The sequence below is a fragment of the Christensenella tenuis genome, from assembly GCF_014287795.1.
GTDB lineage: Bacteria > Bacillota > Clostridia > Christensenellales > Christensenellaceae > Christensenella > Christensenella tenuis.
Window position 1 is genome coordinate 171,581 of record NZ_JACOON010000002.1, and the last position, 24,217, is coordinate 195,797.

A 24,217-nucleotide genomic window follows, 5' to 3' on the forward strand; every position below is an offset into this window, starting at 1 on the left:
CAGTCAAGCAAATCAGATCAAAATCAAAAATCAAATCAGATTGGCGGGGGGCGGCAAAACGCCCCCTGTCGTTTCTGCAAAGCGCCGCGGGGAGAGGCGCCTTACAGAATAATAAAAAAGATATATTTTAAATGCAATTTAATATTTTGCCCGAAATGGGGAACCGGTTTTAAACGGCGGAAAGTTCTGATGCTTTCTTTCGGGCGAAGATAAGCGGGGGGAACGCGCGATGGCAGAAAAATATCAAATCTATACTAACCAGCAAACCGTAGAAGACGTAGGCAGGATTGCAATCGAACCTACGCAAAAGGAAATCGGCCGTTTAAGGAAATTGGCGGCACGCTATTCCGAAATTGCGCAAAGCGGCGACATGAAGGCGAAGAAACGCCAGTGGACTGCTCTGCGGGATTTAAAGCCCGAACGCCCGATGATTTTATTCGAGACATTTTCTGTGACGGGATTTCTTCGTGATGAAGAATTTGAATGTGAAAATCCTTACCTTCGGAATGTAGAGAAAACGTTCCTGCAAGCGATTAAGCAATATGAATTTGTACAGGATGATATCGTGCTGGAGAATTATTTCCAGCTTGCGTGGCGCGTGATCCGTTCGGATTACGGAGTGAAAATCGTTGAGCATCATGCGGAAGATTCTATGGGCTATATGTCCAATTTCCCAATTGGAACGCCGGAAGACCTTGAAAAGCTGCGTCCGCGCACATTTTATGTGGACCGGGAGCGCACGCTTGGATTCAAGCAGACTCTGGAGGAAATATTCGGAGATATCCTGCCCGTACGCGTAGGAAATTATGACAATTTTTTCCCGGATCTTGGGTTCAATCCGTTTTGCGGGAACAATGCGCCTGTCATCACGATGGACCTCTTTAAGCTCGTGGGCAACGACAATCTGATGTTCTGGCCCTACGACCATCCGGAGGCTCTGAAACAGCTGATGGACTTCCTGATGGAAGACCGCCGGCGCTTCGTGCAGTGGCTTCAGGATGAAAAAATTATGGCGCTCAATACGGACAACCAGTTTGCGGGGCCGTCCGGCTATGGCTATGTATCCGAGCTGCCCGGCGTGGAAAGCGGTGCGGAGCCTGTTCCGAAAAATTGCTGGACATGGGTCGAGTCGCAGGAAACGAATCTGTATTCGCCCGATATGTTTAACGAACTGTTCCTGCCCTATTTAGCGGAATTTGCGAATATGTTCGGCCTTGTGACTTATGGCTGCTGCGAACCGGTGGACGACCGCATTGAATATATCAAAAAGGCGATCCCGAAGCTTCGTACGGTTTCGGTATCGGGTTGGAACAATTTTGAGAGCGTCGCAGAAGCGCTGGGAAAAGATTATGTATATTGCCGGAAACCGAATCCGGCCTACATCAGCGGAGCGGACCGTAATTGGGACGGTATGCGGCAGGATATCGGGCGTACGTGGAATTGTACGAAAAACCAGCCGGTCGAGTTTATTGTGCGCGACGTTTACGACGTTGCCGGGGATATCGGACGTATTCCCGAATGGGTAAAGATGGTCAAAGACACAGTAGGCATCTGACGCAGGCCTGAAAGGCCGTCTGGCGGCGGCGTTGTCTGTTTTTGCGTTGGAAGCGGAAAGCGTGAGGATGGAACCATGTTTGAAAGTGAATTCAATTTAAGCTTCAATCTGCATAAAGCTTACACGGATATCGGGCTCCGGGATGATGACAAGGTGAAAATGTCCTGTATCTATGATATTCCTCTGGATCAGATAGACGGCGTACTGGAAGGCTTTGAGAAATGTAATCGGGAAAATATGGAAGCGGTGCTGCACGAATACGGCACGCCCGAGGTAAATACGGAAAAAGAATTCCGTATCGCTTATCTTGGCGATTCCATCACAAGCTACCGTATGAGTCACCGTTGCATTATGCAGCGGCTCCTTGCGCCCTATGAAAATATTTCTATCAAGGATTTTTCGATTGCCGGGCTGAAAGTGAGCGATCTCTTTACGGCGTTTTATCCGGGCATCAATGATTTTGCGCCGAATATCGCGGTTATGATGATCGGTACGAACGATATGCGCATCACAGACGACGAATATCAGTATACGCATACGCCCGTTGAGCATTTCGCGCGGGACTATGCCTACCTTGTTGAAAAGCTCGGAAAAATGGGCTGTGCGGTGATCGTCATCACACTGCCGCCGTTCTGTATGGAAAAGATGAAACCCGCCCTTGCCGGGTGGGAGATACTCTACCGCAAGGATGTGCAGAAGGAGTATGACGATGTGATCATTGAGACCGCGCGGAAAAACGGCGCGGTACTCGTCGATATGCGTGCGGAATATGAAAAGTATGACCCAGCGGATATCACGATCGAAGACGGGCTGCACCTGAACCCAAAGGGGCATGGGATACTGATCCGAAAGGTGTTCCCTGAAATGGCGAAACTGCTGAAGTAGCGCGTCGCCAAGATCCATAAAAATATAGGTTTTGGATTTGAGCGTCGCAGGCCCGGCCTGCGCGATACTGCTCATCCATCCAATGAAAAAGGCGCTTTTTGGCTGAGAGCTTAAGGCGCCTTTTTCCATGCAAAAATATGATATTTTTCGACAAGTTATTTGCTTGTATTCCAGGGAAGACCACCCTATATTGGAAAGAAAAAAGGGAGGATATTGCAATGCAGAGAGTGTTTATGAAAATGCAGGTAAAGCCGGGCGGCGAAAAAGAATATGTCAGGAGGCATGTCCTGTTGATGAACCGGGAAGCGGACAGGAACGCGTCGCCGGAAGAGCTCGAACTATGCCGGGAAACGTGGCGGATCCACAAAGAGGCGGGGATCAAAAATTATAGTATCTTCATGATCGGCACGGCGTTGTATGCCTATTTTGAAGCGGAAGACTATCAAAAGACGCTGGATATCATCACGAGGAGTGAGGCGGGACAGCGCTGGCAAAGCTATATGGACGGATTCCTTGTACAGGAAGATGGCGTTCCCGTGATGGAGGTCTGTGCCGAGCCGATTTTTTTTATGGAGTAACAATTCTAATTTCTTGGCATGCTTTTATCGCTAAATTGTGCAATGGAAATCAAAAAACATAACAATATTGCTGTATAATTTTACAATCAAATCTTTTCGAATATATTTGTTTGACATGCGAAAAAATACATAATATCATGGTTTTAGAACCCAAGAATATTCGAAACCCTATTAATAAATATAAATATTTTGTAAAAAAAGTTTGCGGCTGCATGTGAGGAAAATACGCAGCGGCATGTATTATTCAAATAATCGGAGGAAATGAATCATGGCAAAATTGGAACCAAAGGTAACGCCGAAGATCGGTGTGATGTACACAGGACTGAAAGCCTATTGGCCGCAGTTCCCTGAATTTCTCGATATCGGGGCGAAAATGCTGGAACGCTATATGAAGCGGTTTGAACAGGTAGGAGAAGTCGTTCTGGAAAAATTTGTAGATACGCCGGAGCGTGCGGAAGAAGCCGGAAAGCGCTTTGTAGAAGAGGGGATCGATATTCTTTATATCCTGCCTTTCGGCTATACAACGGGTATGATCATCGTGCCTGCGGTTCGGGCGCTTCGCCCAGAGATACCGGTGCGGCTCCTCGTCACGCATGAGGATTCCACCTACGATCTCAAGACCGCGTCTACAAGTGACTTCCTGCATCACAGCGGTATTTGCTGCGTACCGGAATATGCGAATATCCTCGTGCGGATGCGCCGCAAATTCAAGGTGATCACAGGACCGCTTAAAGACGAACGCTTCTGGACGGAGATCAAGCGGGACGCGATCGGTGCGGCCGCCGCGCGCGAATTCAAAAAACTGAATTTCGCAATTATTGGCGCTCCTTATACAAACATGACGGATATGCCCGGCGACGACCATAAGCTGCTCGCGGCGACGGGCAAAATGTTTGTGCGCCCGGAGGTCGAAGAATTTGAAGTGGAATATAATAAAGTAACGGAAGACGAGATCAAAAACATGAACGCGCAGTTCCGGGATTTCTACGCGGTAGAGGACAATGTAACAGACGAGCACATGTATGAATCCGCAAAAATCGCCGTGGTGTACGACAAGATCATCAAACAGAAATATGATATCAGCGGTTACGGATATTATTGGTGGGGCGTTTCCGATCTCTACACGCATCTGCGTGCACAGTCGACCATCGCCGGCTCCCGCCTTGCTTCCATGGGACGCCCGGGCGTAACGGAAGGCGATGTCAAGACGGCAATGGCCATGAAGTTTATGGACCTCGTCGGCGCGGGCGGCATGTTCCTTGAGTTCAATACGATCGATTACGACAACGATTTTATTCTCATCAGCCATGACGGCCCGGTCAACTTCAACGTATCCGAAGGAAAACCGGTGCTTCAGCATCTGGATATCCAGCACGGGAAGACGGGCCGCGGCCTCGGCGTAGACTTTAACCTGAAGAAAGGGCCGGTCACGCTGGTCAATATGACGCAGAGTGATCCGGATGTCGATACGTTCAAGCTGATCTATACGGTCGGAGAGGTCGTAGACGGAGATATCCTCCACGTCGGCAACCCGAACGGACGGCTGAAGATCTCCAAGCCGATCCCGCAGTTTGTCAACGAGTGGTGTCAGGAAGGGCCGCAGCATCATAATTCGCTCGGTATCGGGGATATTTCTCAGGAAGTGGAAGTATTTGCAGAGGCAATGGGCTTCGCCTGCGTCCGTATTTAAGAAAACTAAGAGAAAAGCAAACCGAAACGCGCCCCGCTGCTGTGCGGGGTGCATTTCAGATTATCAATAAATTTTATTACGGATGATCATAAGCTGTTAATTTGCGGACAAGGGCGACATGCGCGCCCGCAGGTCCGCTCCTATGGCGCTTTTATGACCGCGCGTTTTGCGCGCAATAAAATCGCCGCAAACTCGAAAAAGTGTCCAGCCGCGCAGCGGCGAGACTTTTTTGAAAACTCAAACGCGCCCCGCTGCCGTGCGGGGCGCGTTTTGTATACAGGGCAGCGTCCTATTTGGAAACGTTCTGATACTGCTTGCGGAATTTTAGCGGAGTGATCCCCACCTTTTGCTTAAACATGTTAATGAAATGACAGGTATTGTTAAATCCGACTGCTTCCGAAATATCGGTAATGGTGAGGTCGGAATACTGCAAATATTCCTTCGCGTGGTTAATGCGGGTATTGATAATGTATTCCACCGGGGAATAGCCGGTATATTTTTTAAATTCTTTTGCAAAATGATATTTGCTCAACCGCAATTTATCCGAAAAATACTCGAGACTCAGGTTTTCGGGAAAATGCGCGTCGATATCGGCAAGCGCCGTCTGGATAAACTGCGGCATATTGATCTTAGGCGAAACGACTGCGCCGGCAGTAAAGAGGATTTCCGTCAGGAGTTCCACCAGAATACGGGAAGAGAGAAACTCCGCGCCAATGCTCTTGGATTTATTTGCGGAGAGAAGTTTTTCCATCAGGAGCTGTATTTTGGGATTTTTCGAGGCGTCAAGGACGGGGATATCGCGGGTTTTAAATTGGGAATAATAACCGCGCGCGGTGATCCCGTTGAACTGTGCCCAAAGAATGTTCCAGTTTTCCTTGGAATGCTTGCTTGTACGGTGCGTATGCGGTTCCATGGAATCGACAAAAACAAGGTCGCCTGCCTTCAATTCATAGGTCTTTCCGCCTATGGCATATGTTCCCTGCCCGGAAAGCGTAAGCATAATAAGATAGGAAGATATATTTTCCTGGCTGGTATAATAATTCGAGGATGCTTTAAAGTATCCAAGCTCCTGCACATACAGGAGGAATGACTTTGTGAGCTCTCCCGGCGTATTGAAAATCCAGGTGGAATCTTCCGTCAAATCTGTTGTAAATTCCCTGGTCAATGTTTCCATAATGATATTACTCCACAAGATATTTATAAAAATAGACAACCTTTTCTATTGCTTCTTTTATTTTATCATATATAATAAAAGAATAAACAAAAAACATGTATTTTCCTACAACAAAATGAAATTTATTGATTCGAAAGATTTTACCGGAAGTTTGGTATTATAAAAATTTACTAAAACGTTTTCATGAGAGGATAATCTGAATGGATACGACAACAAAAAAACAAAAACCAGGGATCGTTCTTGCAGTTTTGCTTTTATTGGCCTGCGCGTTCTTTTTTATCACGTATGGCCTCTATGTTGGCGAGGCGACCCGTGGAGAGGAAGTTTCGGCCGGGCAGGTTATTTACACCCTGTATGCGTATGGCGGATTTGGGGTCATCTGTTTGGCAGGCATTGCGGTCGCCGCGCTTTCAAACGTAAAGAAAAAAGCGGTAGTGTCCCGTGTATTTATGTGGGGGACAATCCTGCTGGCGTACCATTTTGCAACGCAATTTTTTGCAAACGCTTTTAACCTGGCGGTGATGACTTTCCAAAAGGGGCTGATCTATTCATCAGAATATATTCCCAGCCTGCTTCTTGTGGCGGCGCTTATCGCAGTGCTCTGCCAGTGGAATGCAGAGAACCGGAAAGCTGCGGCTATGATTTCATGGATTTCCCTGCTGGTTTCGGCGTTCCTCGCCGGCTGGTTTATTTACCATAAACTTACGTCGATGATCTCGCTGGATGCGGTGATTGTTTATGATGCGCTGTTTGGTGTGGCGCATGCGGTTGTGACTCCCGTGGCAATTGGCTTCCTGTTCCAGGCAACGCGAAAAAATGAGGCGTTCAGGCAAAGTTTTATCAAATGAAGATATCCGTGCGGCTTCTGCGCCGGAGGATGTGGCAAGATATTTAAAAATTATTTTGGAATCCAGGATTTTATGCTGTGAATAAAGAAGAGAAATTGTCGTAGAGAACGGAATATTTGCGGAAAACAAGCTTGTGGTTCATATGCCGACAATAATATGAAGTTTTTTCGCAATTATCTTTATTGAAACCTGTGCCGGCAAAGGTATAATAGAATCAGAATCCAATCCAGAAGAATCCAGAAAAGAAGATAGAATTGCATGTAAAGTAGATGGGACTCATGGTGAAAGGTCAGAAGTGGCGCAGTGGGAAAGCGGTTTTTCCAAAGAGGCGTTAAAACGGTTTAATACCCGATATCGGGGAGTTTCTGACAGGAATTGTTGGAAGAAATAATAGAAAGGATATGGGAAAATGAAAAAGGAAAGTATAATGAGCCAATATGAAGCGGCGAAAGAACGGTTTGCGGAATTTGGAGTAGATACGGATGCTGCAATGAAAGCTATGGACGAGGTAGAAATCTCCATGCATTGCTGGCAGGGAGACGACGTAATCGGCTTCGAGGGAAGCGGGCAGGAGCTTTCGGGCGGCATCCTGACGACGGGGAATTATCCGGGCCGTGCGCGCAACGCAGAAGAGCTTCGTGCGGACTATGAGAAAGCGTTTTCGCTCATCCCCGGAAAGAAGCGTGCGAATCTGCACGAATTCTATTTGGAGACAGACGGCAAATTCGTTGACCGTGATGAAGTGGAAGTAAAATATTTTGAAAACTGGATGCAGTGGGCAAAGGAGCAGGGCATCAATCTGGACTTTAACACGTCCATGTTCTCACACCCCAAAGCGGATGCAGGCTATACGCTGGCAAGCTATGATGAAGATATTCGGAAATTCTGGGTAGAGCATGGGATCCGCTGCCGCGATATTGCGGCTGAAATGGGAAAGCGCCAAGGAGCTCCGTGTGTGCTGAATCACTGGATGGTGGACGGCAGCAAGGATGCGCCGGTAGACCGGTATGACAGAAGGGCGCTCTTCATCAAGAGCCTGGACGAAATTCGTTCCAAAGACATTTCCAAGGATTATGTTCTGGACGCGATCGAGAGCAAGCTGTTCGGGATCGGTCTTGAGAGCTTTACGGTAGGCTCCGGCGAGCTTGCGCTCGGATATGCGGTTTCCCGCGATATTCTTCTGACGTGCGACCTCGGGCATTTCCATCCGACGGAAAGCGTCGCGGATAAAGTATCAGCAGTTCTCCAGTTCCTCGATAAGATGCTGTTGCACACGAGCCGCCCGGTCCGCTGGGACAGCGACCACGTTGTACTCCAGAACGACGAGACAATGGCGCTGATGCAGGAGATTGTCCGCGCGAATGCGCTGGACAGGGTTTATATTGCACTGGACTTCTTTGATGCAAGCATCAACCGCATTGCGGCATGGGTCATCGGGACGCGTGCGACGCAGAAAGCGTTGCTGTCCGCATTGCTTGAGCCGCAGAAGCTGCTTCTGGATGCGGAGAGAAAAGGAGATACGACGTTCCGTCTGGCATTGGTAGAGGAAATGAAGAATATGCCCGTCAACGCCGTGTGGGATTACTACTGCGAAAAGAACGGCGTTCCGGTCGGCATGGATTGGTTCGGCGAAGTAAAGCAGTATGAAAAAGACGTTTTGTTGGGAAGAGACTAAAATAGGAACGGGCGGCCCCGGGTGATTTCGCCCGGGGCCGTTTGCTATACACTGAAAAAGCTGGAGGGAGAATATGAAAATCAAACGGCATTTGGCATTCGATTTTGGCGCGGAAAGCGGACGGGCAATTGTAGGAAGCATTGAAGACGGGCGGCTCACTATGGAGGAAATCCACAGGTTCCCTACGCAGAGCATGTTTGTGCACCATTCGCTGCGGTGGAATGTATATCGGTTTTATGAAGAAATAATCCGCGGGATGCGGAACTATGTTGCAAAATATGGAAACGAACTGGAGAGCATTGGAATAGATACGTGGGGCTGTGATTATGGATTTTTGGCCAAGGACGGCACGCTTTTGGAAATGCCTTACCAGTATCGGGACAGCCGTACAGGCGGGACAAGCGAAGTGATAGAGGAAACGCTGGGAAAAAAGAAGGTCTATGATATTACAGGCATCCAGTTTCTCAATATTAATACATTGAATCAAATGATCTCTGTCGTACGGGATACGCCGGGGCGCTTTGACGATGCGGAAGACATGTTGTTTATCGGGGATATCCTGCACTACTTGCTAAGCGGGAAAAAGGGAGCGGAATTCACGGTTGCTTCCACGTCGCAGATGCTGGATGCCTATGGAAAAAATTGGTCGGACGAAATTTTCAAAGGCTTTGGTTTCCCGGAAAAGCTTAAGACCAAGATTATTTTTGCGGGCGATGTGCTCGGCACAATTGATCCCGCGCTCGCCGAGGAGGTGGGACTCAGCCCGGATGTAAAAATTGTCGTTCCTGCGGTGCATGATACGGCAAGCGCCGCAACCTCCATTCCGGCGGAGGGAAGCGACTGGGCCTATATCAGCTCGGGAACGTGGTGCATGGTCGGACTGGAGACGGATGCCCCGGTAATCAATGATATGAGCTTCCAACTCAATATTTCAAATTCCGGCGGCAGCCTGGGCAAAAATCTTTTCCTGAAAAACGTGATGGGTCTATGGATTATCCAGCAGTGCAAGAAAGCATGGAACCGTACAATGCCGGATCTTGACTATCCGGAAATTGTGGAACGCGCCATGAAGGCGAAACCGTTCGCCGCGTTTATTGAGCCGGATGACGATTTGTTTTTTGCGCCACACGACAATATTGCCGCCATCCGTGAATATTTGGAGAAAACCGGACAAACGGGCGTAGATACAAACGACGTAGGTACGGTGGCACGTATCGTGTACGAAAGCCTGGCTTTAAAATACCGTTATGTCGTGGATTTGCTGAAAAAAGCTACAGGAAAAAATGTGAGCGTCCTGCATATCATCGGCGGCGGTACCAAGAACGCGCTCTTAAATCAATTTTCCGCAAATGCGCTTGGGTTCAAGGTAATCACCGGACCGACGGAGGCAACCGGTACGGGGAACCTCCTGCTTCAGGCTTATGGCTGTGGAGAGCTGAACTCCCTTGGCGAGATACGGAATATCGTGAGAAACTCAAACGACTTCGAGGTGTTCGATGCCGATGAGGGGAGCAAACAAGAATGGGCGCGGGCCTATGAAGATTTCCAGAAGATTTGTGGGCTGGAACAAATATCATAAGGCGGAGGTTTTATCATGAAAAAATGGACATTTCGTTTTTTTTCACCGGGAGAAGCGGTTGAAGATGACGGCCAGACTTTTGGACTTACCGCGAGTGAGTGCTATCCTTTGGGAAACGAAAAAAAAATTCTGGGCGAGGTGTTTGCCGGAACATATGACGAGGTACTGGAACGCCTTGGGCAATATGCAGGCGCCCAAGGCGCAGGAGTGAGCAATGCGGTCATCCTGTTCCGGGAGAACAAGGGAAACGAAACGTTTATTCAAAAATTTTCGGGATTATTCCCCGGGATTGGCTGTGCCGGCGGCACTGCAGCGCATACGGATACGCACGGGCCAAGGGTTCTTCCCGGGGATGGGGATGTCGCGGTTATGCTTGTGGGGCAGCCTTCTGTCGTCCAGTCGTGCAACGTGCATGAGAAAATCGGATATGCGGATATTGAATGCGAACAAAGGTATGTAGGCAAAATTGACGGAATGCGTGCCGACGAATGGTTCCGGGAGAAGGCCCAAATATATACGGATGGGAAAATTTGCTACGAACAACTGACACTTTCGGAAGATAATGGAAAAAATGTGCACTTTACAGAAAAAGATGGCAGGCTTTTTGCAAACGCGGCGCTTGATACGGAAAAAATTCAGATCCGGTACGTTTCACGAAAAGATGCGCAGAAAACAGCCGACCGATTCGCAAATACAGATGATACAATCGTTTTCGGCTGTGCCGGTGTAAACACCTTACTTGACCGCCGGGTACCCTTGGGTGAGGACAGTATGATTGGATTCCTGTTCAGTGAAGTAGTAACTCTTGATCGAAAGCCTATGTTTGCCAACCTGATGCTGTCGAAAATCGTATTTCGTGATGAAAACTCATGAAAATAGAAGGGCGGGAAAACACGGCATTGCAGGAAGAAAAATAGACTGCCGAAAATTCCATAACCTCCTGAACAAAAGCAGGTACTGGAATGAAAACGGAATAATATCCATGGAGCCTGTAAAGTATTAAAGGCCCCATGTCCGGGGTTCTATCATTATTTTCAGAAACAAAACGGCAAGCGCGTTATCGGATAAATTGTGGCGCCTTGCCGTTTTGATATGGACGCAAAGCATAAACTGTAAAAGGGAAGAGCGCTTCTGGCGCACTGTACCACTTTGATCTAAACCCATACATACACCTTTCAGCCAAAACGGCACAAAATATGTTCGCTGCACGCCGGAAACAGAGTTCAAACCACGGAATGGTCCACTCCCTCCTATCCTTTTCTTCTCTTGCCAGCTCAGCCGGGAAAAGATGTCTTTATATTGCGCTTTATTGATTGGATGGCATATAATAAAAGAAAAAACGGAAGGGGATTCTATGGGTGCGCAGCAACAAATCGTTGAATTGAAAAATGAGTTCGGGGGACTCCTGTTATCTACCAAACGGGAGGGAATAGAAAATTTACTTGCATGGCTTGACGGGACGGATTTTTATTCCGCGCCTGCCAGCACGTCCAAGCACGGGGCATATGAAGGCGGCCTGCTGAACCATAGTATGAATGTATACAAACTGCTTGTAAATTTCAATAAGAATATCAAATGTGAACGTGAAGATTCCCTGATTATTGCTGGGCTTTTGCATGACGTTTGCAAGACAAATATGTATATAAAGGGAATCAAAAACGTCAAGACGCCAGGAAAACGCGAGTGGACGGAAAAAGAGGTCTATATGATTGAAGACGAGCTTCCCATTGGTCACGGAGAGAAGTCTGTTTACCTGCTGATGAAGCATATTGATCTCACGGAAGAGGAGGCGATTGCGATTCGCTGGCATATGAGCGGCTATGATGATGCCGCCCGCAGTTATATTGGCGGGATAACGCAGTCAAAAGCGTTTGAAAAATATCCGCTTGCTCCCGCTCTTGCGATCGCCGATATGTACGCGACCTATTTTGCCGATTGAGCCATCCGGGAAAACTTTCCGCCGCTTGTATTGACTAAAACAAAATTTTAATCGTTGTACATAAAATTTATAATAACGGCTGCCAGCCGGTTCTCTCCATTTCCTGTTGAATTTCTTCCCATGATTTATTCATTACGCGGATCACCCCGCCATTGCCTCCACGGTACCATTTTCCGTTTTTGGGATTGAAATATGTATGCGGTATGACAAAAGACAACAACACCTACCGCCTGTTCCATTTCCCGAATGGTGTTGATGGTGAGATGGTAGAGGTTACGCCATTGGTGCTAACTGACGCACAGGGATTCAGTTCCATGCAGATAGCCTTAGCCCGTTTGCCCTGCTTTCAGAACAGGTAGCGCAATCAACTACCGTTACTGATACAACAACGGTAAACGATATAACCAAACCGCCCAAGATTGGTGACGATAGTATGGACATTACATTTCTTGCGGTTCTTGCTATCGTTGCGGGGCTGCAACAGTAATTTACAGGAAACGTCATCACAAAGCATAGTGACAAAAGCAATACCAATATGACAAGAACCCCGCTTAGCGAAATGTTAGGCGGGGTTTTGGCATTGCCTTTAATAATGCAATTTTGATCTACAGTCGCTCCGTAATATCTACGTACTATAAATATTTACGATTTTAAAATACGTTTAGTCTAAACAACTAAAATTTGCAGGCATTAGCGATTCTGATAATTGATCTGCTGCTCCTTCACAAGTGAATAGCTTATTATAGTATTTCCATCCAGATTTTCTCTATACATATCAACTGCTGTGATCTGACTGTTTTCATAAGTTGTATAATAGTAAATCCCCTTGTCCATATTACAGCAGGAAGAATAAATTGTTATTTCATATTTATCTTCCCCAAGATGTACGCAGCCTCGTTGCTGCTCTACCGAGCCAAGAATGTGAAAAAATTGGCTGATGCTTTCCGATTCCGAATCACCGGAAACCGAGTTCATTTTTGTAAACGCTGTTTTAACGAATCTTGAAGCGGATGATAAATCTCCGGGGAGGCCTATCGCCCCCATACCCCGGCTATATTGTTTAAGTTCCAATTTGGCAGCAAATGTGTTTGCAGGAGGTTCTTTAGATAAATGCATATAATTATTGAGATTGAACATTTGATAGTCAAACGTAGGATTATTTGTCATAACTCCCACAGGATTTTCGAAGATTTTCAAACCATCCTTTATCGATTCCACTACAATAGAATTTCCCTTGTCAGAAATCATCCAATGTAGTGGAGAAAGCGGCAGTTCTTCATTAAAATTCAAATCTACTAAGTTGATCCGTTCTAAAAGAATCCTTGCTTCATTCACATTAGCACATTGACCGAGGATCCATGGAATAAATTCAAAAGGAGCAATATTATCGCAGCCATCCCTATCCTCTTTATAATCTGCATTGTTTGGGAAATTTAGTCCTGCCATGCTGAGGCCCTTTTCATTTGTTGCATCATAGTAAAGCGGAAACCCATCAACTATATAAGCCATTCCTATCATTGCATAATGATGATCGAGTGTTTTCCCATTGCGAAGATGAAATGGATAATATCTTGGTGTAACCGTTACCGTTTCATTATAAGAAAATTCCAAATCCAGATTTCTTCCAAAATAATGATCTTTTGTGTAATATGTGATCGCTGTACACATTTGTATTCTCTCCTCATATATTTAATTTCTGTAAAGCAACTATCGATTCTCCTTCTTTATAATCAAGTACCATTATTTATGCTGATTTTACCTATATTTTTCATAGTTCTATCTCTTTAAACTTTTGAACTGTCGTTTTATTTATTAACCATTTTAAAATCCTGTAAACATTCAGGGGAGCTAGATACTTGGAATGATTATATGAGTATCTCTGACACTAGAATACGTAATTTTGAAAGATTTACACAATTGTAATTCCTGCTAGTTTAAAAAGTTTTGGCGAAACTACTTTTATGGGGTGTACCAGTTTGAAAAAAGTAGTTTTCAGCGGAAATGCTCCATCAGTTAGCAATGATTCATGGGAATACGTTTTTGCCAACTGTTCCCCCGATTTAACTTTATACTACTATCCAAACGCAACAGGATTTACTACTCCCGATTGGCACGGATATGCTTGCTATCCGCTTTCATCAGAGGAAACAGAAGAAGTCCAAATTGATACGTTGCCGCAGGAACAACAGACTGCCGCACAAAGCAAAGTGATGGCTGCTATTGGCATTCCTTCACTCAACGAAAACCAAAAACTAACCTACTATGATATTCAACTGGTGAATCCTGTCACAGGAGAAGTATATACAAAAGACAACTTCCCATCAGAGGGTATCGATGTACTGATTCCATATCCCGACGGTATGACAAAGGACAACAACACCTACCGCCTGTTCCATTTCCCGAATGGTGTTGACGGCGAGATGGTAGAGGTTACGCCATTGGTGCTGACTGACGCAGGGATTCAGTTCCATGTAGATAGCCTTAGCCCGTTTGCCCTGCTTTCAGAACAGGTAACGCAATCAACTACCGTTACCGGTACAACAACTGTAAGCGATACAACCAAACCGCCCAAGACCGGTGATAGTAGCATGGACGTTACATTCCTTGCGATTCTTGCTATCGTTGCAGGAAGCTCTTGTGCCGCAACAGTAATTTACAGGAAACGTCATCACAAAGCATAGTGACAAAAGCAATGCCAATATGACAAGAACCCCGCTTAACAAAATGTTAGGCGGGGTTTTGTTATTGTTCCTGTTGTTTTTATCGAAAATATTGAGATGTTTTGATTAGTGGTGTATAGTTATAATTAAATATTGATAGTGTAACTTATTCTGTTATAATATATAGGAGAAAAAATGGTGCCAGATTATGATATAAATGCTGTATATCATCAAATAAAATATTATTCTTATTATTCAGAATATTTACCAGCATCATTTAATCTTATTCCTTCCTCATACGATATAGATATATTCCAAGAAGATTTTTCTCAAATAGGGGATGTTATCGAACCCCATTCTTTTTCCATGAGCAAACTGAATAATTCTTTAGATAGACGTAAAATTTATATTCCTGAACTGTACTCATACGTTAGACTGATAAATTATGCTATTAGTAATAATATAATTAAAGAAATAATTGATTTCACAATAGAATTTTCGAATTCTTTTTCTCCAATATTGGATAAAAATGGAGATATATTTACACATGACCAAGCTTATAATGGAGATGGTGATGAGTCAATTGCTCCAAAATATATAGAAAATATTATCAATAAAATAAATAAATCTAAAGGTGCTATTGAAGTACTAAAAATAGATATATCAAATTGTTATGCAAACTTTTATACACATATGATTCCTGCAATTATTTTAGGAAAAGATGTCGCAACGGAAAATTATAAAGAATACTGTAGAGATAAACATTCTCCTTTGATCGATGAAAAATATTTTGTTTATAGTAAATTCGATAGTATGGTGCGGGCAATGAATGGCAATAGAACCAATGGACTTTTACCAGGTCCTATTATTTCGAAAATCCTTTGTGAAGGATTGTTGACTCAAATAGATATTGATTTAAAAAAACTAAATATAAATTACAGTAGGTACGTTGATGATTTTGAATTCTATATTTACGATAAAAAAGATGTTGAAAAAATAACGAGTATTATCCAACAAATTTTTAACAATTATTATTTTACAATTAATGGAGAGAAAACTATTCGTGAAGAATATCCGTTTTATATTACAAACAATTTCAGAAATATAATATCAAAATATTTTGATAATAAACTTGACAATTTGAAAATAATGGATTTATTTAATAAGTTTTATACTCTGGAAAAGAATGGTACAAAAGGAGCAATCAAATATTTGTTGAAGGTTATTGAGTCTGAACGCCCTAATATTGAATCTGACTTATTTTCGTCATATTTATTAGATATTCTTAACAACGATGATCGAGCGGCACTTAAAGCATATAACCTTATCTTACGGGAGGCTCTAAAAAATGATTCCTGCGTCGTCGTGGATCAAATTTTTGTAGACATTATAAAACGGACTTTGGAGCGGAGGCTATCTAATGTTCATGATCTCGAAGTCATTTGGTTAACTTATTTGATTACTATTTTAATATCTCATGGAAAGTTAGATAAGCACGATTTTGATATTCAAATTTCTAATATTATAAAAAATGGTAATGATTTAGCTTCAATAATATTGCTGCATGAACTCGATTTATCAGCAGCGCAAAAAGACTTGCTTAAAAATACTGCACGTTCGTGGATACTACTATATGAATTATATAATAATGATTTGATTCCGAGAGCAGATTTTTTAAGGAAAGCATCCATATCTAAAAATGCGAGATTTTATGATAGACTTAAAGAGAATGGATTCTCCTTTTATAATAATGATTTATGGATTACTGGGATATAAAATCAAAATAATTCAAATACTTCCCTCCTCTTGCCCTCGACATAGACTCGCCAAAGTTTTATACTATTGGCACATAATAAATATATACGCGATTTCATGATACAAAACGCGCTTTTCCCTTGACATCCTCTGCCACCTGTTATATAATAATTAAGCTGTCTTAAATAAATAGCATAAAATACGTCGCGGGGTAGAGCAGTTTGGTAGCTCGTCGGGCTCATAACCCGGAGGTCGCAGGTTCAAATCCTGTCCCCGCAACCATTATTAAAAAGGCTTTTGGAATATTCCAAAAGCCTTCTTTGTTTTCTAAAGTTTAACCAATCATAATGCGGTCTTTTGGATAGCGGATATTGGTGTTTCTGTTTTCAAGGCGTGCAGCAAGCGCCATCGTGAAAGTAAAAATTCCCACTCTGCCGCCATACATCAGGATCATAAAAACGGCACGGCTTGCATCAGTAAAGTTAGCGGTAACGGCAGAAGTCATGCCCACCGTACCAAAACTGGATACGACCTCATATATCGTATCAGAGAGCGTAATCGGCCTTGTATATTCAATCAGGGAAACGATGATGATTGCGGTAAATACAAATAGAACGCCCAGCGCGACGATCGCAACGGAACGCAGTACAACAGGTTTATCGATGCGCCTGCTGAAGATTACAACATCTTCCCGTCCGCGGATAATAGATACAATGAACAAAAGCATCAATGCCACGGTTGTCGTTTTAATTCCGCCGCCTGTACCCGAAGGGGATGCGCCAATAAACATATAAATAACGGTCAGGATTTTGGAAGCGGGCGTTAGGTCGCTTTGCGGAACAGCGGCAAAGCCGGCGGTACGTGAAGAAACGGAGTGAAACAACGCCCAGGAAGCTTTATCTTGTATGGAAAGATCTTCCTGACCCAGCGTCAAAGGATTATTATGTTCAAAAAGCAGGAATAACGCAAAACCAGCGGCGACCAGAAAAGAGCTGACGCTCAGGACAGTCTTGGTATGCAACTGCAAACGGTGGTGTTTATTATGTAACCATTGATATAAGTCTAGAAGAACATAAAAACCAATTCCGCCAAGCACCATTGCGCTCATAGTAGCAATGTAAACGACAGGATCGCCAAGATAAGGCTGTAAGCCGGTGCCAACGCCAAAAACATCAAAACCTGAATTGCAAAAAGAAGAAACTGCCTGGAAAATGCTGTAATAAAATCCGCGGGATACACCAAACAGTGGAACAAAGCGGGTGGAGTAAGCAAAAAATATACAGAGCTCGATTATGGCGGTAACAACAATAATATCGTGTGTCATCTGCACAACGCCCTGAAGGCGGGAATCATTGAGTGAATTTTGAGTCATGGAGTTTTGTATGATGAGACGGTCGCGCAGGGTAAAACGCCTGCCAATCATCATATACAATAGGGAGGTCATAGTCATAAAGCCGATACCGCCCAGCTGAATGAGTACCAAAAGTGTAATTTGGCCAAAAAGGGAAAGTGTCGCGCCAATATTGAATACGCTTAACCCGGTAACGCATACGGCAGAGGTTGCCGTAAAAAGTGCATCAAAAAACCGCAATGGCTGGCCGCTCACGGTTGCAATGGGAAGGGATAGTAAAAAAGCCCCAATCAGGATCATTCCTCCAAAACCGAACACAAGGATTTGCGCTGGGCTAATCCCACGTTTTTTTAATATATGGGCCATAAAAAGTTTCTCCCAATCATAGTTATACCTATTTATACTATACACTGTTTATGGACCGTTAACAAAAATTTCAGATGAAATCTGCAGAATGCGGCCCATTTTTAGAAAAAGTATTGCAAAGAAACCCTAATCCATATCAGCAGCCTTTCTGAGAATAGGCAGGCGAAAGTATCTGCCGTTCTGAATTGATACCCACTGGCCAATATAGGTATGTCTTTTGGCAAGGTATTTTTTTATACTATTCTATAGCCGCAATAATTCGAAGAAAACCCCGGATGGCATTTCCCTGAAAAGAGCTTCCCGGTACGCACAAAAGCGGTACGATGTTTTGCGTATTGCACGGTATGTTGCTGTTTCCTGCGGGAAAATGGGTATGTGTTAAAAATACAGACGCGGTTGTGAATAAATTAAATTGATTTTCTATAATTGAGATGAGGGAAGGGGACCGTATGGGCGGTGGCAGGTGTGTTCAAGAAAGAAAAAGGGCATATTACCGCGCGCAATTTTTTAATGCACCGGAAACAGCCTATTCAAAAACTATACATGCTTTGTCCATATTTTGAGGTTATGTTAATTATGCGTAGATTAACGCAATAAAAGAGGAGGAAGAGATGGGCCAAACGATAACCTTAAAGGAAACAGGGCAAAAGAAAAAAGAATATATGGAATACTTGCTGACGCAGGAAAAGGCGAAGAACACGGCAAAAGCATATGCGCGGCATATCGATACGTTCATCCACTATATCCGCGACGAGCGGAAACGGGAAGAATTTGGTAAAATCGAGCTCGTGGAGTTCAAACAATGGCTATTGCCGAAATATTCACCGTCAACCATCAATTTAATCATCAGATCGCTGAATGGTCTTTTTGCCTTTATGGGGTTTGAAGCCATGAAACTAAAAAAGTTGAAGCAGCAGAAATCAAACAGTGTGGAGAATGTATTGACCATGGATGAATATAAAAAACTTTTGACAGCGGCAAAAATGCGAAATGAAAAAATGTATTATATCATCCGCACACTCGCCGGGACGGGAATTCGCGTGGGAGAGCTGAAATATATTACTGTGGATGCCGTGAAACATGGTGAAGCACGTATCATCAACAAGGGAAAAATCCGCAATGTGGTTCTGAAAGAAAATATTCGGCACATGCTGGCGGATTATTGTGCAAATAACGATATTATGGGGGGAGTAATCTTTGAAGGACGGAACGGCCGGGAAGTAATCAGCCGATCCTACATCTGCTCGGCGATGAAGGAACTTGGTACGAGAGTTGGGATTCCCCGGGAAAAATTATTTGCACATAACTTACGTCATTTGTTTGCGAAACGGTTTATTGAAAAAACCAACGATATTGTAACGCTTGCCGATGTTCTCGGGCATACGAGCATCGATACGACCCGTATCTATACGAGGACGTCGAATGCGGAGAAAAAAGCAAAAATTGAGCAGGTAGATTTATAAAATTGGCAAGAAACCTGTTTGCACTGAAATTTAGAGACCGGCCGGATAGAAATGAGCATAAAATCCGCGCCGGTCTGAAACAGGAAAAAATAATACATGAATAGATTGGGAATGTTTTATATGTTATGATAAGATCAATCGAAAAAGAAAGCAGACAAGAAAATGAGAGAGCAAAAAAGTAAGGAAACAAGAAAGAAATTGATAGAAACAGGCATTGAGCTGATTTGCAGGGAAGGAATTAAAAATTTTTCAATCCGAAGACTTGCCAAAGAGTGTGGGATGTCGCCAAAGGGACCTTACAATTACTTTGAAGATGCGAATGATTTTATGAATGAAGTCCGGCACAGGATCCTGCGCGGGATGATGGAGCGGCTCCATTCTGATTCAGTGATGCGGGAAAAAGACCCCCTGGGAAGGCTTATCAAGCTGGAAAAAGAGTATTATTCTTATTACAGGCAGTATTTCCACCTTCTGCACCAAATTTTTTCCAAAGCGCCGATGACGCAATACTATATTGAAGATGATGGGGAGGCCTGGCAATATATTAAAGATTATCCGTTTGTGACCAATGAAGATGATGAGCGGAATACCATGCTTTACAAGCAAATGGTTCTGGCAGCCCTGATGGAGGGGATGCCGTATACGATTGAAAAAGACAGCGTCGGCGCAGAGACGCGTATTGAAGGGATTTTAAAGACAGGTCTTTCCTGTATGGATGGAACGGTCGCCGGGGGAGGCATAAAATGACAAGACATGGAGAGCTTAACAAGACAAGGGAAATATTGCTCAACACGGCATTGGTCATGATAAAAGAAGACGGCCTGGAAGCGTTTTCGGCCAGAAAACTGGCGGAAAAGTGCGGGCTCACACACCAAGCGCCTTACCGGTATTTTGAGAATAAAGAAAATCTGATGGAAGGCATCATTACGGAGGTGCTTGTGCAATTAGGAAGCTACCTCGCCGTTATGCTCCGAAAGAGAAGACAAGAGGAGCCGTTTTTGGTGATTTTTGAGGAAACGATTCGTTTTCTGGTAAAAAATCCCAGCTACGGGTTATTGCTTTATTCGGATGTGGGGGAAGGGCTGCCCGACAAGTACGCGGAGGAGCGCCGCAGGCGGATCAGTCTTGATTTTAGGAAAGTCGCAAAAGATTATTTTACCCGGTGTGGAATTCTGGAAGAAAAACAGGAGGATGTGTTCGATGCAGTCAACGCAATTTTAAACGGCCTTATTCTTCGTATGATGAACCGGGCTATTATTTTGGAAGGAAGCCTTGGACCATTCGTCCGTATTATCGTAGAAGATATCCTCCATCTGAAAATTGAGGAGGAGTAAGGCGCCTGTAAAATAGTGGAGGTTAAATATAAAGAAGCGCCTTGCGGCGCTTCCGTTATGAGGAAGAATATGAAAAAAATCTTATATTTTTATTATAAGGTAGAATTATGAATATTAAATATTAAAATTATTAAATAATTATGAATAAAAAGACATCCGGTGAAATATTTAAGAAATATTTAGGAGCGCCGCCTTGTTTCCCAATCTTTACCGATGCTGTTACAATATTTGACAGCGCTATTCTCCTGCCTGCAGATCCGGGTAAATTGAGCGGCTATGCGCCTTTTAGCCCGCCCGCCTCCATTTCTGTGCTGGGCTTTTCCCGGTTTTGTAATTTTTTGTTTCGCATTGATATGGCAAAATTCTTCCTGAGTAGAAGCTTTCATGCCGCAATTTTATTTTATAATCCACTTGTCTTGCGTTCCTGTCCTGCCGATATACCGTTTTCGTTTCGTTGGCTTTGTCTTGGACAACGTGAACAATGCAGGATAAAATAAGCAAGAAACAAAATTTTATAGCCTGCCGCTTTCAACCGTAAAGGAATGCAAAAGCAGCCTGAATGCCAGACGGCCCATGTATTTAAATGGTTATAACATGCGCAGATATTCCTTTTTATATGCCGTTTTTCCTTCCAGGGCGTCCTTTAAAGCGCGAATCATCGCAGGACGGTCCGCATTGAGCGTCCCACGCAAAGAGACATAATTGGATGCATGGTTGCTGCGGAACACACTGCCTTCGCAGTCCATGTGTTCCAGCATGATAAGCGTCTCAAGCGCAACTTCCTCCGGGGATAACGGATGGAATATGCCTGCCGCGGCCTGTGCAAAAAGAGGAGTTCCTTTCTCGAGCATCAGTGTGAGCAACCCGATGTAGTCGGGTTTCATTTCGGTAAAGGCTTCCCCGCTGCAAACGGCATGTTCGCGCCAAAGCTCCTTGCCGCCGATTCCGCTGATGGCTGTAACGGAAAGTGGAATTCCGGCTGCTTTTACCTGAAGGCCGGCGGAAATGATTTCTTTGGCGGTCATTCCTTTGCAAACGCGCCGCAGCACTTCGTCGCTGCCAGACTCCAAGCCAAGATAAGCGATGCCCAAACCGGCTGCGTGGAGCTCCCTGAGCTCGTCTCTGGATTTCAAGAGAACGCTGCGGGGCGAAGCGTATACGGCAACACGGGTATCGGCCGGAAAGAGGACGCGAATATGCGAAAGAACAGCAAGCAAATTTTTTGTGGGAAGAATCAGCGCATCGCCGTCTGCAAGAAAGATACGCCGCGCGCCGGGATAGAATTTCGCCATCTCTCTAAGATCCGCAAGAATATCCTCCACCGGACGAATACGGAATTTCTTTCCCCGATACATACTGCAAAAGGTACAGCGATTGTGGGAACAACCGATTGTGGCCTGTATAATTAAACTGCGCGCCTCGCTCGGCGGACGATAAATATCGCCTTCATATTGCATGAGTATCTCTCCTTTCGTGCGCTTGGTGCAAACAACACCAAAAAAACCTGCCGGCCGGGTAGCGGACAGGTTTTTATTCACTTGGCTGAGCCGATGGATCGGGAGTGGCTGATGGCTCCACACCGTCCGAAGGGGCCGCGGATGCGGAATCGCCGTTTTCCGGGAATACATATTTTTTTTCTCCGGGCTTCAGCCAACCGAGACGTTCGCGCGCTTCACGCTCCACATACTCGTCGCTTCCGATGTAATCCCGTTCATTTTTATAATAGTCAATTTCTTTGTTCAGTGCGTCCTGTTCTTCAAGCAATTGCTGCTGTTTGGTTTGCTGGGTGGCAAGGATTGTTTGCTGGTTGAAGAACGTTAAACTGGCGTACACAAGTACACCTAGCAAAACAAATATTTTAATTCGGTTAAAACGAAATGTTTTTTTCTTCTTTGCCATAGGGCAAATCCTCCACTGATTATCTATAACATAACACACTCCGACCTGTTCTTCAAGCAAAATTCCAATACCCGCAGGGGGGAGGCTTAATCTTAATTTTTTACGAAAGTGTTTAAAAAGTATGAAGTAAGTGCTATAATAATACCTGATTTTGCAGATTCAACAAACTGGCTGCAAATAGTCCGGTTATACCGGGCTGCAGGGAAAACAAAAAGAAAGGTTCTGTATTTTATGAAGAAAATTTTAATCGTAATGCTTGCAGTTCTTCTGGCATGCAGCATATTCGCGGCTTGCTCCAAGCCTGCGGAGGAAGAACCGTCGGTACAGCCGACCGTAATTACGGCGGAAACGCCGCAGCCTACGGAAGCTGCTACCACGACTCCCGATGCGGTGCCGACGGATGTATCGCCGACAACGGGGCTTCCGGGCAACACGACGTATAAACCCATTATGGTACAAATTGACAATGCGGACGCAGCCCGTCCGCAGACTGGGATCAGCTATGCAGATATTGTCTATGAGACGGATGTTGACGGCAGCGATACGCGGCTTACCGCACTTTATAACGACCAGATCAACGGAGACGCTCCCGAAGAGCTGGTTGTTGGGCCGGTACGTTCTTCGCGGTATTACCACCAGTGGATCCAGGAGGAATGGGATGCCCTTTATGTGCACATGGGAGGGCCGGACCAGACCTCAAAGGACGAAACCGATATCTGGGGTTCCAGCAGCGAACATATCCAACAGCGCATCAATGGCGCGGGCAGGCATGCCTCCAATGAAGGGCTGTTCTTCCCGCTGAAAGACGGCTATTCCCAGTCTGATTATGCGGGGATCGACCTTATGGAAGCACTTGACGTTTACGATTACGAGCCGCAGGCGCTCCAGTCCTTTACGTTCTATCCGCAGCAGGATTATGCGGACCAGCCGGAAATTTCAGAAATTGGGTTGAATTTTTTTGGGAATAAAACCGCGCTGGCATCGTATGAGTATGATAGTGCCAAAGATAAGCTCCTCCGCTCAACGAGGGGCAAGGAACACACGGATGCCGCGACAGGAGACCAGATTGAGGTCCAGAACGTGATTGTGCAGTTCGTAAATGATTCGGCTGCAAACGACGGCCCGGGCAGCGACCGCCGGATCGTAGACGTAAAGGGCAGCGGAGACGCGCTCTTCGTGATCCACGGCAAGCTGATGAAAGGAACGTGGGAGCGTCCGACGTATGATAGCGCAACTTCCTACAAGCTGGAAAGCGCGGAAGAAATCACGCTCGCGCCCGGAAACACCTGGATTTCCATGCTCTCGTCGGATAAGGACGTAAATGTCACATACGCAGACGGGTCGGAGGAAACGATCAGCGGAGAAGCAAACTGAGGCATTCCCCGCCAGTAAAAAGCAAATAAATTTCAGGACGGAAAAGGCTGCTCGCAAGAGCAGCCTTTATTATTGGTTGCGCAAATAACAGG

General features: G+C 44.9%; 21 protein-coding genes and 1 tRNA gene. 17 read left to right on the forward strand and 5 right to left on the reverse strand.

The window, feature by feature from the left end; genetic code table 11:
• The first annotated feature begins 229 nt into the window (after positions 1-229).
• The 4 genes from H8S18_RS04555 to H8S18_RS04570 all read left to right on the forward strand — a co-directional run bounded on the left by H8S18_RS04555 (position 230) and on the right by H8S18_RS04570 (position 4,708).
• On the forward strand, positions 230-1,555 hold the full coding sequence (locus H8S18_RS04555) for a hypothetical protein (RefSeq protein ID WP_186857118.1): 1,326 nt from the start codon (positions 230-232) through the stop codon (positions 1,553-1,555).
• 75 nt (positions 1,556-1,630) lie between these two features.
• Positions 1,631-2,440: an SGNH/GDSL hydrolase family protein gene (locus H8S18_RS04560; protein WP_186857119.1), complete on the forward strand. Its 810-nt coding sequence runs from the start codon at positions 1,631-1,633 to the stop codon at positions 2,438-2,440.
• Positions 2,441-2,658: 218 nt separating this feature from the next.
• Positions 2,659-3,018: an L-rhamnose mutarotase gene (locus H8S18_RS04565; protein WP_186857120.1), complete on the forward strand. Its 360-nt coding sequence runs from the start codon at positions 2,659-2,661 to the stop codon at positions 3,016-3,018.
• 268 nt (positions 3,019-3,286) lie between these two features.
• Positions 3,287-4,708 (forward strand): hypothetical protein, encoded by a 1,422-nt coding sequence (locus H8S18_RS04570; RefSeq protein ID WP_186857121.1) that lies wholly within the window; start codon positions 3,287-3,289, stop codon positions 4,706-4,708.
• Between the two features lie 289 nt (positions 4,709-4,997).
• On the opposite strand, the gene H8S18_RS04575 is transcribed toward H8S18_RS04570, so the two are convergent.
• Positions 4,998-5,882, reverse strand: a complete 885-nt coding sequence (locus H8S18_RS04575; protein WP_186857122.1) for an AraC family transcriptional regulator — start codon at positions 5,880-5,882, stop codon at positions 4,998-5,000.
• A gap of 200 nt (positions 5,883-6,082) precedes the next feature.
• Between H8S18_RS04575 and H8S18_RS04580 the strand changes: the two genes are divergently transcribed.
• From H8S18_RS04580 to H8S18_RS04600, 5 genes are all read left to right on the forward strand, one after another.
• Positions 6,083-6,730: a hypothetical protein gene (locus H8S18_RS04580; RefSeq protein ID WP_186857123.1), complete on the forward strand. Its 648-nt coding sequence runs from the start codon at positions 6,083-6,085 to the stop codon at positions 6,728-6,730.
• Between the two features lie 409 nt (positions 6,731-7,139).
• Positions 7,140-8,405, forward strand: coding sequence for an L-rhamnose isomerase (locus H8S18_RS04585; protein ID WP_186857124.1), 1,266 nt, complete (start codon positions 7,140-7,142; stop codon positions 8,403-8,405).
• A gap of 73 nt (positions 8,406-8,478) precedes the next feature.
• A complete protein-coding gene (locus tag H8S18_RS04590) occupies positions 8,479-9,984 on the forward strand; it encodes a rhamnulokinase (RefSeq protein ID WP_186857125.1) in 1,506 nt (501 codons plus the stop codon).
• A 15-nt stretch (positions 9,985-9,999) separates the two neighbouring features.
• On the forward strand, positions 10,000-10,857 hold the full coding sequence (locus H8S18_RS04595; RefSeq protein ID WP_186857126.1) for a hypothetical protein: 858 nt from the start codon (positions 10,000-10,002) through the stop codon (positions 10,855-10,857).
• 481 nt (positions 10,858-11,338) lie between these two features.
• A complete protein-coding gene (locus tag H8S18_RS04600) occupies positions 11,339-11,923 on the forward strand; it encodes an HD domain-containing protein (protein ID WP_186857127.1) in 585 nt (194 codons plus the stop codon).
• A gap of 690 nt (positions 11,924-12,613) precedes the next feature.
• Here the strand turns inward: H8S18_RS04600 and bsh are convergent.
• Positions 12,614-13,591, reverse strand: a complete 978-nt coding sequence (gene bsh / locus H8S18_RS04605; RefSeq protein ID WP_186857128.1) for a choloylglycine hydrolase — start codon at positions 13,589-13,591, stop codon at positions 12,614-12,616.
• Positions 13,592-13,899: 308 nt separating this feature from the next.
• On the opposite strand from bsh, the gene H8S18_RS04610 reads away from it, so the two are divergent.
• From H8S18_RS04610 to H8S18_RS04620, 3 genes are all read left to right on the forward strand, one after another.
• Positions 13,900-14,604 carry a hypothetical protein gene (locus H8S18_RS04610; protein WP_186857129.1) on the forward strand — a complete coding sequence of 235 codons (705 nt, stop codon included), beginning with the start codon at positions 13,900-13,902 and terminating at the stop codon, positions 14,602-14,604.
• Positions 14,605-14,778: 174 nt separating this feature from the next.
• Positions 14,779-16,359 carry an RNA-directed DNA polymerase gene (locus H8S18_RS04615; RefSeq protein WP_186857130.1) on the forward strand — a complete coding sequence of 527 codons (1,581 nt, stop codon included), beginning with the start codon at positions 14,779-14,781 and terminating at the stop codon, positions 16,357-16,359.
• A 184-nt stretch (positions 16,360-16,543) separates the two neighbouring features.
• A tRNA-Met gene (locus H8S18_RS04620) sits at positions 16,544-16,620 on the forward strand.
• Positions 16,621-16,672: 52 nt separating this feature from the next.
• Here the strand turns inward: H8S18_RS04620 and H8S18_RS04625 are convergent.
• Positions 16,673-18,055: a TrkH family potassium uptake protein gene (locus H8S18_RS04625; RefSeq protein WP_186857131.1), complete on the reverse strand. Its 1,383-nt coding sequence runs from the start codon at positions 18,053-18,055 to the stop codon at positions 16,673-16,675.
• Positions 18,056-18,666: 611 nt separating this feature from the next.
• Here H8S18_RS04625 and H8S18_RS04630 point away from each other — a divergent pair.
• From H8S18_RS04630 to H8S18_RS04645, 4 genes are all read left to right on the forward strand, one after another.
• Complete coding sequence (locus tag H8S18_RS04630) at positions 18,667-19,518, forward strand: tyrosine-type recombinase/integrase (RefSeq protein WP_186857132.1); 852 nt, start codon at positions 18,667-18,669, stop codon at positions 19,516-19,518.
• A gap of 162 nt (positions 19,519-19,680) precedes the next feature.
• Entirely contained in the window at positions 19,681-20,265 is a 585-nt protein-coding gene (locus tag H8S18_RS04635) for a TetR/AcrR family transcriptional regulator (RefSeq protein ID WP_186857133.1), read from the forward strand.
• On the forward strand, positions 20,262-20,852 hold the full coding sequence (locus H8S18_RS04640) for a TetR/AcrR family transcriptional regulator (RefSeq protein WP_186857134.1): 591 nt from the start codon (positions 20,262-20,264) through the stop codon (positions 20,850-20,852). Before H8S18_RS04635 ends, H8S18_RS04640 begins: the two co-directional genes overlap by 4 nt.
• A gap of 140 nt (positions 20,853-20,992) precedes the next feature.
• Positions 20,993-21,349 (forward strand): hypothetical protein, encoded by a 357-nt coding sequence (locus tag H8S18_RS04645; protein WP_186857135.1) that lies wholly within the window; start codon positions 20,993-20,995, stop codon positions 21,347-21,349.
• 90 nt (positions 21,350-21,439) lie between these two features.
• Here the strand turns inward: H8S18_RS04645 and H8S18_RS04650 are convergent, their stop codons facing one another.
• The gene (locus H8S18_RS04650) at positions 21,440-22,309 is read right to left on the reverse strand and encodes a radical SAM protein (protein WP_186857136.1); all 870 of its coding nucleotides are present in this window, start codon (positions 22,307-22,309) and stop codon (positions 21,440-21,442) included.
• A 73-nt stretch (positions 22,310-22,382) separates the two neighbouring features.
• Positions 22,383-22,751, reverse strand: coding sequence for an FtsB family cell division protein (locus H8S18_RS04655; protein ID WP_186857137.1), 369 nt, complete (start codon positions 22,749-22,751; stop codon positions 22,383-22,385).
• A 231-nt stretch (positions 22,752-22,982) separates the two neighbouring features.
• Between H8S18_RS04655 and H8S18_RS04660 the strand changes: the two genes are divergently transcribed.
• Positions 22,983-24,125: a DUF3048 domain-containing protein gene (locus tag H8S18_RS04660; RefSeq protein ID WP_186857138.1), complete on the forward strand. Its 1,143-nt coding sequence runs from the start codon at positions 22,983-22,985 to the stop codon at positions 24,123-24,125.
• Positions 24,126-24,217 lie beyond the last annotated feature (92 nt).

What these genes read in the sequence shown, in the direction of transcription:
- H8S18_RS04565 (WP_186857120.1), top strand. Translation starts at nt 2,659, where the DNA reads ATGCAGAGAGTGTTTATGAAAATGCAGGTAAAGCCGGGCGGCGAAAAA.
- H8S18_RS04590 (WP_186857125.1), top strand. Translation starts at nt 8,479, where the DNA reads ATGAAAATCAAACGGCATTTGGCATTCGATTTTGGCGCGGAAAGCGGA.
- bsh (WP_186857128.1), bottom strand. Translation starts at nt 13,591, where the DNA reads ATGTGTACAGCGATCACATATTACACAAAAGATCATTATTTTGGAAGA.
- H8S18_RS04635 (WP_186857133.1), top strand. Translation starts at nt 19,681, where the DNA reads ATGAGAGAGCAAAAAAGTAAGGAAACAAGAAAGAAATTGATAGAAACA.
- H8S18_RS04585 (WP_186857124.1), top strand. Translation starts at nt 7,140, where the DNA reads ATGAAAAAGGAAAGTATAATGAGCCAATATGAAGCGGCGAAAGAACGG.
- H8S18_RS04570 (WP_186857121.1), top strand. Translation starts at nt 3,287, where the DNA reads ATGGCAAAATTGGAACCAAAGGTAACGCCGAAGATCGGTGTGATGTAC.
- H8S18_RS04630 (WP_186857132.1), top strand. Translation starts at nt 18,667, where the DNA reads ATGGGCCAAACGATAACCTTAAAGGAAACAGGGCAAAAGAAAAAAGAA.
- H8S18_RS04615 (WP_186857130.1), top strand. Translation starts at nt 14,779, where the DNA reads ATGGTGCCAGATTATGATATAAATGCTGTATATCATCAAATAAAATAT.
- H8S18_RS04655 (WP_186857137.1), bottom strand. Translation starts at nt 22,751, where the DNA reads ATGGCAAAGAAGAAAAAAACATTTCGTTTTAACCGAATTAAAATATTT.
- H8S18_RS04595 (WP_186857126.1), top strand. Translation starts at nt 10,000, where the DNA reads ATGAAAAAATGGACATTTCGTTTTTTTTCACCGGGAGAAGCGGTTGAA.
- H8S18_RS04640 (WP_186857134.1), top strand. Translation starts at nt 20,262, where the DNA reads ATGACAAGACATGGAGAGCTTAACAAGACAAGGGAAATATTGCTCAAC.
- H8S18_RS04660 (WP_186857138.1), top strand. Translation starts at nt 22,983, where the DNA reads ATGAAGAAAATTTTAATCGTAATGCTTGCAGTTCTTCTGGCATGCAGC.
- H8S18_RS04575 (WP_186857122.1), bottom strand. Translation starts at nt 5,882, where the DNA reads ATGGAAACATTGACCAGGGAATTTACAACAGATTTGACGGAAGATTCC.
- H8S18_RS04625 (WP_186857131.1), bottom strand. Translation starts at nt 18,055, where the DNA reads ATGGCCCATATATTAAAAAAACGTGGGATTAGCCCAGCGCAAATCCTT.
- H8S18_RS04560 (WP_186857119.1), top strand. Translation starts at nt 1,631, where the DNA reads ATGTTTGAAAGTGAATTCAATTTAAGCTTCAATCTGCATAAAGCTTAC.
- H8S18_RS04645 (WP_186857135.1), top strand. Translation starts at nt 20,993, where the DNA reads ATGAATAAAAAGACATCCGGTGAAATATTTAAGAAATATTTAGGAGCG.
- H8S18_RS04650 (WP_186857136.1), bottom strand. Translation starts at nt 22,309, where the DNA reads ATGCAATATGAAGGCGATATTTATCGTCCGCCGAGCGAGGCGCGCAGT.
- H8S18_RS04580 (WP_186857123.1), top strand. Translation starts at nt 6,083, where the DNA reads ATGGATACGACAACAAAAAAACAAAAACCAGGGATCGTTCTTGCAGTT.
- H8S18_RS04555 (WP_186857118.1), top strand. Translation starts at nt 230, where the DNA reads ATGGCAGAAAAATATCAAATCTATACTAACCAGCAAACCGTAGAAGAC.
- H8S18_RS04600 (WP_186857127.1), top strand. Translation starts at nt 11,339, where the DNA reads ATGGGTGCGCAGCAACAAATCGTTGAATTGAAAAATGAGTTCGGGGGA.